Origin of the sequence: Meridianimarinicoccus zhengii (assembly GCF_003254465.1) — a bacterium.
Classification (GTDB): domain Bacteria; phylum Pseudomonadota; class Alphaproteobacteria; order Rhodobacterales; family Rhodobacteraceae; genus Meridianimarinicoccus; species Meridianimarinicoccus zhengii.
On sequence record NZ_QDFI01000011.1, the window covers coordinates 68,722 to 81,587 of the forward strand.

At 66.5% G+C, this 12,866-nt stretch carries 13 protein-coding genes; 4 read left to right on the forward strand and 9 right to left on the reverse strand.

Going from position 1 to position 12,866, the window contains the following annotated elements; genetic code table 11:
- Positions 1-26: 26 nt before the first annotated feature.
- From DDE13_RS05650 to DDE13_RS05670, 5 genes are all read right to left on the reverse strand, one after another.
- The gene (locus tag DDE13_RS05650; protein ID WP_111402309.1) at positions 27-386 is read right to left on the reverse strand and encodes an Mth938-like domain-containing protein; all 360 of its coding nucleotides are present in this window, start codon (positions 384-386) and stop codon (positions 27-29) included.
- Between the two features lie 18 nt (positions 387-404).
- Entirely contained in the window at positions 405-1,373 is a 969-nt protein-coding gene (gene secF / locus DDE13_RS05655) for a protein translocase subunit SecF (RefSeq protein WP_111402311.1), read from the reverse strand.
- A 3-nt stretch (positions 1,374-1,376) separates the two neighbouring features.
- On the reverse strand, positions 1,377-3,041 hold the full coding sequence (gene secD / locus DDE13_RS05660) for a protein translocase subunit SecD (RefSeq protein WP_111402313.1): 1,665 nt from the start codon (positions 3,039-3,041) through the stop codon (positions 1,377-1,379).
- A gap of 69 nt (positions 3,042-3,110) precedes the next feature.
- Positions 3,111-3,389 carry a preprotein translocase subunit YajC gene (gene yajC, locus DDE13_RS05665; protein ID WP_111402340.1) on the reverse strand — a complete coding sequence of 93 codons (279 nt, stop codon included), beginning with the start codon at positions 3,387-3,389 and terminating at the stop codon, positions 3,111-3,113.
- 202 nt (positions 3,390-3,591) lie between these two features.
- Positions 3,592-4,815, reverse strand: coding sequence for a deoxyguanosinetriphosphate triphosphohydrolase (locus tag DDE13_RS05670; protein ID WP_111402315.1), 1,224 nt, complete (start codon positions 4,813-4,815; stop codon positions 3,592-3,594).
- An 80-nt stretch (positions 4,816-4,895) separates the two neighbouring features.
- On the opposite strand from DDE13_RS05670, the gene DDE13_RS05675 reads away from it, so the two are divergent.
- Positions 4,896-5,228 carry a HesB/IscA family protein gene (locus tag DDE13_RS05675; RefSeq protein WP_222626037.1) on the forward strand — a complete coding sequence of 111 codons (333 nt, stop codon included), beginning with the start codon at positions 4,896-4,898 and terminating at the stop codon, positions 5,226-5,228.
- A 165-nt stretch (positions 5,229-5,393) separates the two neighbouring features.
- Positions 5,394-6,155 (forward strand): BglII/BstYI family type II restriction endonuclease, encoded by a 762-nt coding sequence (locus tag DDE13_RS05680; RefSeq protein ID WP_111402317.1) that lies wholly within the window; start codon positions 5,394-5,396, stop codon positions 6,153-6,155.
- Here DDE13_RS05680 and DDE13_RS05685 read toward each other — a convergent pair.
- From DDE13_RS05685 to DDE13_RS05700, 4 genes are all read right to left on the reverse strand, one after another.
- Entirely contained in the window at positions 6,122-6,754 is a 633-nt protein-coding gene (locus tag DDE13_RS05685; protein ID WP_111402344.1) for an MT-A70 family methyltransferase, read from the reverse strand. The genes DDE13_RS05680 and DDE13_RS05685 overlap by 34 nt on opposite strands.
- Before the next feature lie 87 nt (positions 6,755-6,841).
- Entirely contained in the window at positions 6,842-10,102 is a 3,261-nt protein-coding gene (gene carB, locus DDE13_RS05690) for a carbamoyl-phosphate synthase large subunit (protein ID WP_111402319.1), read from the reverse strand.
- Between the two features lie 80 nt (positions 10,103-10,182).
- A complete protein-coding gene (locus tag DDE13_RS05695; protein WP_235868600.1) occupies positions 10,183-10,671 on the reverse strand; it encodes a GNAT family N-acetyltransferase in 489 nt (162 codons plus the stop codon).
- The gene (locus DDE13_RS05700; RefSeq protein ID WP_111402321.1) at positions 10,668-11,780 is read right to left on the reverse strand and encodes an S-(hydroxymethyl)glutathione dehydrogenase/class III alcohol dehydrogenase; all 1,113 of its coding nucleotides are present in this window, start codon (positions 11,778-11,780) and stop codon (positions 10,668-10,670) included. The genes DDE13_RS05695 and DDE13_RS05700 overlap by 4 nt, the downstream gene beginning before the upstream one ends.
- Positions 11,781-11,926: 146 nt before the next feature.
- On the opposite strand from DDE13_RS05700, the gene DDE13_RS05705 reads away from it, so the two are divergent.
- Both DDE13_RS05705 and DDE13_RS05710 read left to right on the forward strand, forming a co-directional pair.
- The gene (locus DDE13_RS05705; RefSeq protein WP_111402324.1) at positions 11,927-12,208 is read left to right on the forward strand and encodes a hypothetical protein; all 282 of its coding nucleotides are present in this window, start codon (positions 11,927-11,929) and stop codon (positions 12,206-12,208) included.
- A gap of 107 nt (positions 12,209-12,315) precedes the next feature.
- On the forward strand, positions 12,316-12,866 hold a 551-nt coding region (locus DDE13_RS05710; RefSeq protein WP_162630870.1), incomplete at its 3' end, for a Y-family DNA polymerase.

Consider the following 12,866-nt stretch of genomic DNA (forward strand, 5'->3'; position numbering starts at 1 on the left):
CCCCGCGCGCCGCCGCCGCGCGCGCATCACGCGACCGGCCGCACGGCCAGCCCGACGCGGCGCCCCTCGGACAACAGAACGTTGTAGGTGCGGCAGGCCGCCGGGCTCGCCATGACCTCGACCCCGATCCCGGCAGCCTCCAGCGCCGCGCGCAGATCGGCGGGGATATGTGCGATCTCGGCCCCGGTCCCGATGAACAGCACGTCGACCTCGGTCGCCATGTCCAGCAGCGGCGCGCGGTCATCATAGCCACCCCAGACCGCCGGGTCGCGCCCCGGGGCCACGATCAGCCCACCCGTGACGACCTTGCCGCCGACCCGGAAGAACCCCGGCCCGTAGCCATCCACCGGCATCCCGTCGCCGAAACGCACCTCGTTCAGTCGCATGGTCCCCCCGTTGCGGCCTTAGGCCGGATCGTCGCCGAACTGCGTGCCGGGCTCGCCCCCGGTCTTCGACCAGTCACGCTTCACGCCCAGTTGCAGGACGATGTTCTTCGCCACGTAGAGCGAGGAATAGGTCCCCACCACGATGCCCCAGGTGATCGCGAAGACGAACCCGCGGATCACGTCGCCACCCAGCGCCAGCAGGGCGATCAGCGCCAGCAGCGTCGTCCCGCTGGTCATCAGCGTCCGGCTCAGGGTTTCGTTGACGCTCAGGTTCATCACGTCCACCAGCGGCATGGTCTTGAACTTGCGCAGGTTTTCCCGCAGCCGGTCGAAGATCACCACCGTGTCGTTGATCGAATAGCCGATGATCGTCAGCAGCGCCGCGATGGTCGCAAGGTCGAACCGGATCTGCAGTACCGAGAAAATCCCGATGGCGAGGATCACGTCGTGGAACAGCGCGGCGACCGCGCCCACCGCGAACTGCCATTCGAAACGCAGCCAGATATAGACCATGATGAGCGCCATCGCGACGGCGACGGCGATGAAGGCCGTGCGCACCAGTTCTCCCGACACCTTGGGACCCACGGATTCGACCGATGCCAGCACCACTTGCGGGTCGAGCCCCTGCAACGCGGCTTCCACGGCGGCGATGGTGTCGCCGGTGACGCTTTCCTGCCCCTCCTGCGCGGCAAGCCGGATCATCGCCACGTTGCGGCTTTCGCCGAAACTGGGGTCGAAGACCTCGGTGATGCGCAGATCGCCCAACGCCAGCGGATCGAGCGCCGCACGATAGGCGCCCACATCGACCGCGTTCGGGCTTTCCGTGCGGATCGAGGTGCCGCCGGAAAAGTCGATCCCGAAATTCAGCCCCATCACCATCCACGCCACCAGCGACAGCACGACCGCCACCACGGAAATGGCCGATGTGATCCGGCGATACCGGAAGAAATCGTAGCTCGTCTGTTCGGGAACCAGCCGAAGGCGCATCGCTCAGACCTCGATCGTTTTGGGGCGGGCGCGGTCGAACCACGTCACCATGATGAGCCGCGTCACGAAGATCGCGGTGAAGACCGAGGTGATGATGCCCAGCCCCAGCGTCACCGCGAAGCCGCGCACAGGCCCGGACCCGAGCGTGAACAGGATCGCCGCGATCAGGAAGGTGGTGATGTTCGCGTCGAGGATCGCGGACAGCGCCTTCTCATACCCCTGCTCGATCGCACGGGCGGGGCCACGCGCCGTGCGCAATTCCTCGCGGATGCGTTCGAATACCAGAACGTTGGCATCCACCGCCATCCCGATGGTCAGCACGATCCCCGCGATGCCGGGCAGGGTCAGGGTCGCCCCGATCAGCGACAGAAGCCCGAAGATCAGCGCCACGTTCATGACCAGCGCCACGTTGGCGAACAGGCCGAACAACCCGTAACTGAGTCCCATGAACACCAGCACCGCGACGAAGGCCACGATGCACGCAAGCGCCCCGGCCTCGATGCTGTCCTGCCCCAGTTCCGGGCCGATGGTGCGTTCTTCCAGGAAGATCAGTTCCGCCGGCAGCGCACCCGCCCGCAGCAGCACGGCAAGCTGCGTGCTGTCTTCAACCGTGAAGCGCCCGGTGATGATGCCCGATCCGCCGGGAATGTGGCTCTGGATCGTGGGGGCGCTGATGACCTCGTCATCGAGCACGATGGCGAAGGGGCTGCCGATGTTTTCCGCAGTGTAATCGCCGAACTTGCGGGCACCCGTGGGGTTGAAGCGGAAGTTGACCGCCGGGCGGCCGTTCTGGTCAAAGGCGGGCTGGGCATCGGTCAACTCCTCGCCCGACACGACGACGCGATCCTCGATCACGTAGAACACGCCCTGCTCGTCGAGAGACGGAAGGATCACGTTGCCCGGCCCCGGACTGGCCCCCGGGTCGGTCGTGCGGCTGACGACCGGCTGGAAGGTGAGCCGCGCCGTGGTGCCGATCAGCGCCTTCAGTTCCGCGGCGGACCCGATGCCGGGCACCTGAATCAGGATGCGTGTTTCGCCCTGCCGCTGGATCGTGGGTTCGCGGGTGCCGACCTCGTCCACGCGGCGGCGGATAATCTCCAGGCTCTGCTGGATCGCGCGGTTGTCCGTCGCCTGCCGTTCGGCCTCGGACAGGGCCACGACCAGCAGATCGCCCTCGCCGCGCACCTCGATATCCGAAGCCCCTGCGCCGGTCAGCGACACGATGGGACGCGACAGATCGCGGACGACGGCTACGGCGCGGTCCATGCCATCGGCGTTGCCGATACGCACATGCAGCTCGCCCGCCGGGCCGTCGACCCGCCGGATCGGCCCCACGGCATCGCGTTCCGCCCGCAGCGCGTTGCGTACATCGGGCCATAGCCCGCGCATCCGGTCTTCGTAGACATCGGCGACCTGCACTTCGGCCAGCAGATGCGCCCCGCCGCGCAGGTCCAGCCCAAGGTTCACCAGCCCCGAGGGAAGGAAGGACGGCCAGCGGCCCAGATCGGCGGATAACTCGGGCGTTTCCGCCCCGGTGCTTTCGACCACGCGCGCGGCGTCATTATGGGTCTCGACACGGCTGTAGAACAGGTTCGGCATGGCCAGAAGCAGCCCGCAGGCCACCAGACCCCAGATCACGACCCGTTTCCAGATGGGAATTTGCAGCATCACGCCTCCGCGGCACGCAGCGGGGCCGCATGACCCCGACGAGGTCCCCGCCTGCGCGGGGACGGGACATCACTTCGCCGGTTCGGTCTTGCTCAGAACCTGCGCGATGGTGCTCTGCACGACGCGGACCTTTACGTTCTCGGCCAGTTCGACCTCGATCTCGTTGTCTTCCTTGACCTTCGTGACCTTGCCGATCAGCCCGCCCTGGGTCACGATCTGGTCGCCCCGACGCAGGGCCGCCACCATCTTCTGGTGTTCCTTCACCTTCTTCTGCTGCGGCCGGATCAGCAGGAAATACATGATCGCGAAGATCAGGATCAGCGGCACGAAGCTGGTGAAAGCCGCCATCGGGTCGCCGGCCTGCGCCATCGCGGGCGCGGCAAGCAGAACAAGCGGAAGGGCTAGAACAGGGGTCGATCGCATCGGGTATCCTCGTGTGACGGGGGCTGGCCCCTCTCAATTGGCGCGCACCCTAGGGCCGGTGCCGGGATAAGGCAAGCAGACCGCCCGTGCGCACTTCGGGTCAGATAGGGGCGATGCCGCCGGCGCGCTACCCACCCGGGGCGCGCACGCCATCATGGGCCAGAACCGGCGCGATCCCCTCGCCTGTCAGCCGTGCATGGGACTGGATGGCGAAGCGGTCGGTCATGCCCGCGATATAATCGCACACGATCCGCGCCAGCGCGGTCTCGTTCCGCGCCTCTGCCACGTCCTTGCGCCACTGTTTCGGCATCAGGTCGGGCCGGTCCATCAGCAGCGGGAACAGTTCCATCACCACCTGCGTCACCTCCGCCCGCATCTTCACCACGTCGGGCGCCCGATACATGCGGTGAAACAGGAAGTCGCGGATCACCTTCAGATCCCGCCAGACGGGATCGGAAAACCGCACCATCGCCCGACCCGCGCCGCGCACATCGGCAGGGCTTTGCGGGTTTAGTTCCGCAAGACGTGCGCGGGCCTGCGCGATCACGTCTTCCACCAGAAGACCGAAGAACCGCCGCAGCGCCTCGTGCCGCCTGCGATAGTAGTTCAGATCGACATAGCGCCGGTCCACCGCCGCGAAGCAGGCATCCAGCAGCGGCAGCTTGGCCAGTTCGTCGGTGGAAAACAGCTCCGCCCGCAGCCCGTCATGCAGGTCATGGCTGTTATAGGCGATATCGTCCGACAGGGCCGCCACCTGCGCCTCCAGCCCCGCGTGGGTGTGCAGTTCCAGGTCGTGCCGCGCGGTGTATTCGGCCAGCGCGTAATGCAACTCGCCCGACCCGTCGGCGGCCAGCAGCGGGCCGTTATGCTTGGCGAGCCCCTCTAGCGTTTCCCATGTCAGGTTCAGACCGTCGAAATCCGCGTAATGCCGTTCGAGCGAGGTGACGATCCGCACCGCCTGCGCGTTGTGATCGAAGCCGCCATGGGGCGCCATCAGCACGTTCAGCGCGTCCTCGCCCGTATGCCCGAAGGGCGGGTGGCCGAGATCGTGCGCCAGCGCGACCGCTTCGGCCAGCGCCTCGTTCAGGCCCAGAACGCCGGCAATGGTGCGCGCGACCTGCGCGACCTCGATCGAATGGGTCAGGCGGGTGCGAAAATAATCGCCCTCGTGTTCGATGAAGACCTGTGTCTTGTGCTTGAGCCGCCGAAAGGCGCTGGCATGGATGATCCGGTCGCGGTCACGCTGAAACGCGCTGCGAAACGTGCTCTCGTCCTCGGGGAACAGCCGCCCGCGACTTGTGGCCGGATCGCAGGCATAGGGCATCGGCGTCGGCGCCGGTATCGGGGGCATGGCAGCGGCCTTTGGCTTGTTGCACGCGCGTCGCCTGCATATATTCGTCCCAACGCAATGACAAACGCTCTGGAGCCGATATGGACCTGACCCTGCCCCCGAAGGTCACGCCGCGCGCCTTTGCCCGGCTGGCCGAGATCAACGACGCAACCGACACGCCCAAGGCGCTGCGCGTCGCGGTCGAAGGCGGCGGCTGTTCGGGCTTTCAGTACGACATCCGGCTCGACGATCCGGCCGATGACGACATGGTGATCGAAGGGGATGGCCAGCGCGTGGTGGTCGATGCCACGTCGCTGCCGTTCCTGGAAAACGCCGTGATCGACTTCACCGAGGAGCTGATCGGCGCCCGTTTCACGGTCGAGAACCCGAACGCGTCGTCAAGCTGCGGCTGCGGGGTCAGCTTCTCGATGTGATCGGGTCAGATTCCCGGCACGATCGGCACGCCCCCGCAGGCACCGAGGATGGTCAGAACGGCGAGGGTAAGGGCGATGCGCATCAGGCGATCCTTTCTGGTTGTTCGCCCACGCTAACGGGGGCGCCGCGGGATGGAAAGCGGCAAGCGACCGGGATCAGGCACCATGCTCGATAAGCTCGCCGAGGCGGGCTTCGACATCGCCACCCGCAATCACGCGCTCGCCATCCTGCAAGGCGACTTCCCCGAGGTGCTGCCGGAACTCGCCAACGCATTGACCGATTTCCGTATCCCCGCGCGGGACATCATTCGCAGCGGCGGCGGGCAGGCTGCAAGCACGATGCGGCTGCGCGATGCGCTCTATGCGCGAGGCTGGAACAAGCACGAATTCGTCACACGCACGATTGTCGATGGCGTGGAGCGCGAGGCGAAATCCCATGAGATCGACCATGTGCGCCGGGCCGCGGCAGGCACCATCGCGCTGGAAATCGAATGGAACAACAAGGACCCGTTCTTCGACCGGGACCTGGAGAATTTCCACCGCCGGCACGCGCAGGGGGCGATTTCCATGGGCGTGCTCATCACGCGCGGGGCGGAATTGCAGGCGGCGCTGACGGGGATCGTTGAACGGACCGTGGCCGAGGCAGGCATCACCGACCAGTCGGACCTCACGGCCTGGGGCATGAAGACCCGCACCGACCGGCAGCGCGGCAAGCTGGGGCGGTTGACCGAACAGGGCACCCCCTTCGCGGCAGCTTTCGCGAAATCCTTCGTGGCGGACAAGTTCGGCACAGCGACCACGCACTGGACCAAGCTGCGCGACCGGATCGACCGGGGCGTGGGCAATCCCTGCCCGCTCCTGCTTCTTGGCCTGCCGCCCGGCTGCGTGACCAGCTATTCGGCGGCGACTGACGAATTGAACGGATAGGTCGCCCATGTGGGCTTGTAATCGTCGTCGGCCTGGTTGCCCCAGACGGTCCAGCCCTCGCGCAGGCCGCGCCCGAACAGCTCCAGATACGGACCCCAACTGCAGGATTCGATCAGGTCATACTGTTCGTCTGGCTTGCGGGAATGTTCGCGCTTGCGAGTCTGCATCATGTTGACCTGACGCCGCCCGGGCGGCAGCGTCCGCACGCTGCGCCCGCGCGTGCCGAACAGCAGGATCTCGGTCACGTTGCGGAAATAGAACCCCACGCCGCGCCCGTCGGACCCGCCATCCTTGCGCACCTTGTGCCAGACGATGTTCGACTTGTACTCGAACCCCCAGGCCGACAGCACCCTCAGGCCATCGGGCAAGAGCGCATTCGGCACCCACAGGTAGCAATGCGCGCGGTCCATGAGGCTGTCGGCCACCGGCAGTGCGCAGATGTCGTCTGTCGTCAGGGTGGGGTAGCGGCTCAGCCGCTTGTGTTCCGGCGCCACCTTGCCCGTGCGATTGACGAACCGCCACGGCGGATCGGCCAGAACCGTTCCAAAACGGTCCTGTTTGAGAAAATCACGCAGGTCTTGGGCCGGGTTCTGCTCCATCATCCACATATCGTCCCATCACGCCGCCCCCGTCAATGGCGGCCTGCAAGAACAATGCGCGAACGAGGGTAAACAATCAATTCCCGATCACGCCTGTTCCTGCAACGACTGCACCCCGATCACATGGTCGCGCCGCGCCTTCATGGCCAGTGCCGCGGCATGGGAGGCGGCGAGCGTCGTGAAATAGGGGATGCGGTCCATCAGCGCGACGTTGCGCATCGACCGGCTGTCCTCCACGGCCTGCGCGCCTTCGGTGGTGTTCATCACCACGGCCACGCCCTTGTCCTTCATCACGTCGACGATATTCGGGCGGCCCTCGTAGACCTTGTTAACGCGGTCGCTATCCACTCCGTGCTCGGCCAGGTAGGCCCGCGTACCCTCGGTCGCCAGGATGTCGAACCCGATCTCGCGCAAGGTGCGCGCGGTCTCCACCAACTGCGGGGTCTTGTCCGCGGGCTTGATCGACAGGAAAACGATGCCTGACAGCGGCAGGTCGCTGCCCGCTCCCATCTGCGCCTTCAGGAATGCGATGTGGAAATCCGCGTCCGATCCCATCACCTCGCCGGTGGAGCGCATCTCGGGCCCGAGCAGCGTATCGACGCCCTGGAAGCGGGCGAAGGGCAGCACGGCCTCCTTCACGGCGAAACGGTCGCTGGGCATCGGGGGGATGGTGAAATCGGCCAGCCGCTCCCCGGCCATCAGCCGCGCTGCGATGGCGGCGATGGGCGCGCCGACGGCCTTGGCCACGAACGGTACTGTGCGCGAGGCGCGGGGGTTCACCTCGATCAGGTAGATCTCGCCCTGGCCCTGATCGTTCGGCTTGATCGCGAACTGCACGTTCATCAGCCCGACCACGCCAAGCCGCAGCGCGAGCGCCCGCGTCTGTTCCTCGATCCCCGCGATGATGTCGGCGGGCAGCGAATAGGGCGGCAGCGAACAGGCGCTGTCGCCGGAATGGACCCCCGCTTCCTCGATATGCTGCATGATGCCCGCGACATGCACGTCGGTCCCGTCGCACAGCGCGTCCACGTCCACCTCGACCGCGCCGGACAGGTAGCTGTCGAGCAGGACGGGCGAGGTGCCCGACACCACCACCGCCTCGGCGATGTAGCGTTCCAGATGGGCGGTATCGCGGACGATCTCCATCGCGCGGCCGCCCAGAACATAGGACGGGCGAATTACCAGCGGGTAGCCGATCGCCTCGGCCGCGGCCATGGCTTGCGCGTCGGTGGATGCGATGGCGTTGCGGGGCTGCCGGAGGCCAAGGTCGTTCACCAGCGTCTGGAACCGCTCCCGGTCCTCGGCAAGATCGATGGCATCGGGCGTGGTCCCGAGGATCGGGATACCGGCGGCTTCCAGCGCGCGCGCCAGCTTCAGGGGCGTCTGTCCGCCGAACTGCACGATCACGCCGTGCAGGGTGCCGTTCGACTGTTCCACCCGCAGGATTTCCATGACGTGTTCCAGCGTCAGCGGTTCGAAATACAGCCGGTCCGACGTGTCGTAATCGGTGCTGACGGTTTCCGGGTTGCAGTTGACCATGATGGTTTCATAGCCCGCATCGGTCAGCGCGTAGCACGCATGGCAGCAGCAATAGTCGAACTCGATCCCCTGCCCGATCCGGTTGGGACCGCCGCCGAGGATCACGACCTTCTTGCGGTCGGTGGGACGGGCCTCGCATTCCACTTCGCCCATCACGGGGGACTCGTAGGTGGAGTACATGTACGGCGTCTGCGCCTCGAACTCGGCGGCACAGGTGTCGATCCGCTTGAACACGGCCTGCACGCCAAGGTTGTGGCGCGCCCGGCGCACCTGGTCCTCGTCCCGGCCCGTGAGGGTGGCGAGCCGCGCATCGGTGAACCCCATCATCTTGAGCCGCCGCAATCCGTCCTCGGTCACCGGCAGACCGCCGCGGCGAACCTGCGCCTCGATATCCACGATCTCGCGGATACGGGCGAGGAACCACGGGTCGAAGCTGGTGGCCGCCTGGATTTCATCGTCGCTCAGACCGTGGCGCATGGCCTGCGCGATGAGGCGCAGCCGGTCGGGGGTCTGGGCGCTGATCGCCTTGATCACCGCGGCATGGCGGGTGGCATCGTCATCGGCACCGGGGATCGCAATCTCGTCAAAGCCGGTCAGGCCGGTTTCCATGGACGCCAGCGCCTTCTGCACGCTTTCGTGGAACGTCCGCCCGATAGCCATCGCCTCGCCCACGGATTTCATGGCGGTCGACAGCTCGGCCTTGGCGCCGGGAAACTTCTCGAAGGCGAAGCGCGGGATCTTGGTGACGACATAGTCGATCGTCGGCTCGAAGCTCGCGGGGGTCACGCCGGTGATGTCGTTATCCAACTCATCCAGCGTGTAGCCCACCGCCAGCTTCGCCGCGATCTTGGCGATGGGAAAGCCCGTCGCCTTGGACGCCAGCGCCGAGGACCGGGACACGCGCGGGTTCATTTCGATCACGACCATGCGGCCGTTTTCAGGGTTCACCGCCCATTGCACGTTGGACCCGCCGGTTTCCACGCCGATCTCGCGCAGCACGGCGATGGAGCCGTTGCGCATGATCTGGTATTCCTTGTCGGTCAGGGTCAGCGCGGGCGCGACCGTGATGCTGTCGCCCGTATGCACGCCCATCGGATCGACGTTCTCGATGGCGCACACGATGATGCAGTTGTCCGCGCGGTCGCGGACGACCTCCATCTCGAACTCCTTCCAGCCGAGCAGCGACTCGTCGATCAGGATCTGCCCGACCGGCGAGGCGTCGATGCCCGTTCGGCAGTAATATTCGTAATCCTCGCGGTTGTATGCGACGCCGCCACCCGTGCCGCCCAGCGTATAGGCGGGCCGGATGATCGCGGGCAGGCCCACATGGTCGATCGCGGCCATCGCCTCGTCCATGGTGTTGGCGATGGTGGCGGCGGGGTTTTCCAGCCCGATCCTGTCCATCGCCTCGCGGAACAGCTTGCGGTCCTCGGCCATTTCGATGGCTTCGCGGTTGGCGCCGATCAGTTCCACCCCGAACTTGTCCAGCACGCCCATGTCTGCAAGCTTGAGGGCGGTGTTGAGGCCCGTCTGCCCGCCCATCGTGGGCAAAAGCGCGTCGGGCTGTTCCTTTTCGATGATCTTCGCCACGATCTCGGGCGTGATCGGTTCGATATAGGTGGCGTCCGCCAGCCCCGGATCGGTCATGATCGTCGCCGGGTTGGAGTTCACGAGAATCACCCGGTAGCCTTCTTCCCGCAGCGCCTTACAGGCCTGCGCACCGGAATAGTCGAACTCGCAGGCCTGACCGATGACGATGGGCCCCGCGCCGATGATCATGATGGACGAGATGTCGGTGCGTCTGGGCATGGCGGTGCGGTCCTGACTTCTGTGCGGGCAAATCGTCGTGGCTTATAGACAAGCGCCCGCCCGACGCAAGGGCGGGGGGATCAGACCAGGCTGCGATACATCACCAGCGCGTCGACGTATCCATGCTGCGGGTGGTGGAACGCGCCGGGCAGGCGCCCCACGGTATCGAAACCGTTGCGCTCCCAAAGCCGGATGGCCCCTTCGTTGGTCGCCACGACGAAATTGAACTGCATCGCGCGGAAGCCGGCGGCCCGCGCCGTGACGAGTGCGTGGTCCAACATGGCCTGCGCCACGCCCTGCCCGCGCGCGTCCGGGTGCGTGACGAAGCCTGCGTTGCACACATGCGCGCCCCCGCCGCCCTGGTTGGGCTTGAGGTAATAGGTCCCCACGGGCCGGTCCGTCTCGGCCATGAACACCCGTTTGTCCGGCGCGCACCAGAAGGCCATCGCCTCGGCGCGCGAGATGCCGGGGTCTACCGTGTAGGTGTCCCCGGCCCGGAAGGCGGGATCCAGCATCGACCAGAGCGCCCCGTCGTCCTGCCCCGGCGCGAAAGACCTGAGCGCGGTCAATATTCCACGACAGCCCGGATCGACTTGCCCTCGTGCATCAGGTCGAACCCGTGGTTGATCTCGTCCAGCGTCAGATTGTGGGTGATCATCGGGTCGATCTCGATCTTGCCCTGCATGTACCAGTCCACGATCTTCGGAACGTCCGTACGACCGCGCGCACCACCGAAGGCCGTGCCTTTCCACACCCGCCCCGTGACCAGCTGGAAGGGTCGCGTCGAAATCTCCGCCCCGGCGGGGGCGACGCCGATGATGATGCTCTCGCCCCAGCCCTTGTGCGCGCATTCCAGCGCCGTGCGCATCACGCCCACATTGCCGGTCGCGTCAAATGTGTAATCCGCGCCGCCCTTGGTCAGGTCCACCAGATACGGCACCAGATCGCCCTCGACCTCGGCCGGGTTGACGAAATCGGTCATCCCGAAACGTTCGCCCATGGCGCGCTTTTCCGGGTTCAGGTCCACGCCGACGATCTGGTCGGCCCCGGCCAGCCGCAACCCCTGGATCACGTTCAACCCGATGCCGCCCAGCCCGAACACGATGGCTCGGCTGCCGATTTCCACCTTGGCCGTGTTGATGACGGCCCCGATGCCCGTGGTCACGCCACAGCCGATATAGCAGATCTTGTCGAATGGCGCGTCCTCGCGAACCTTGGCCAGCGCGATTTCCGGCAGGACCGTGTGGTTGGCGAAGGTCGAACAGCCCATGTAATGCAGGATCGGATCGCCATCGAGCGTGGTGAACCGCGACGTGCCATCGGGCATCACCCCCCGCCCTTGGGTCGTGCGGATCGACTGGCACAGGTTCGTCTTGGGGTTCAGGCAGTATTCGCATTCCCGGCATTCGGGCGTGTAAAGCGGGATGACATGGTCGCCCGGCTTCAGGCTGGTGACGCCCGGCCCGACCTCCAGCACCACGCCCGCGCCTTCATGGCCGAGGATCGCGGGGAACAGGCCCTCGGGATCGGCGCCGGAACGGGTGAACTCGTCGGTGTGGCACAGGCCGGTCGCCTTGATCTCCACCAGCACCTCGCCCGCCTTCGGGCCGTCGAGGTTCACCTCCATGATCTCCAGCGGCTTGCCCGCCGCCACTGCCACCGCTGCCCGTGTCCGCATGATCCTGTCCTTCCCTGTGTGGCCCCGTTCGTGCTGGGGCGACATTGTTCCAAAAGCCACAGGGATTCAACGCCTCCACGCCGCATGCGCACATGGTCTTGCGGTGCGCGCGCCCTGCGGGCAGGTTGCGGCGAAAGAGGTTTCCGATGCGCCATATCCTGCTGTGCCTGCCGATCCCCGCCATGCTGGCCGCCTGCGCGCCAGCGGCGCCCGACGCCGTGACACCGGTCACGTCCGAGGTCACATGCGAAGCCAGCTTCTTCGAGTACCTGCGCGGCGAGCCGATCGCGGTGGTAGACACGCTCCAGACAGGGCTCAACGTGCGCGTGCTGGGACCGGACGATTTCGTGCCGCGCGATTTCGACGCGAACCGGCTGACCTTCACCACCGCGCCGGACGACACCGTCAGCCGCGTGTTCTGCGGGTAGGCAGGCCGTCACAAGCCGCCACAGGCCGGGCTGACACGCGGACTCGACTCCGGCCCGTTCCGTCCCATATGCAGGAACGGAACAAGAACATTATTGCTGCCACAATAATGAACCATCGTCGAATCCTGTCGCTGTGGTTCCCACGCCTGGGGGCCGAACGGCTGCTGCGCCTTGGCCGCAGGCCGCCCGATGACGCGTTGGCCGTGATCACCCTGTCCGGACAGGGTCAGACGGTCGTCAGCGTCACCGCGGTGGCCGAGGCGCGGGGGTTGCGGGTCGGGATGGCGCTTGCGGATGCGCGTGCGATCCTGCCCGATCTCGTGACCTACCCGGTGCATCCGCAGGCCGAGACCGCGTTCCTGGCCGCGCTCCGCCGCTGGGCGGAGCGGTTCACGCCCTGGGTGGGTACCGACGGGACCGACGGGCTGCTGCTGGACGTCACCGGTTGCGCGCATCTCGTGGGCGGCGAGGATGCGCTGGCCCGCGCCGTGGCCGAAGGCTGCGCCGATCTGGGTCTGACCGCACGGCTGGGGCTGGCCGACACCGTGGGCGCGGCCTGGGCGCTGGCGCATTTCGCTGGGCAAGGCGCGGCCGCCCCCCGCAGCGGCGATGCCATCGACCAGGAGGCGCGCGCGACCCGTGCCCGCGCCGGACGGCG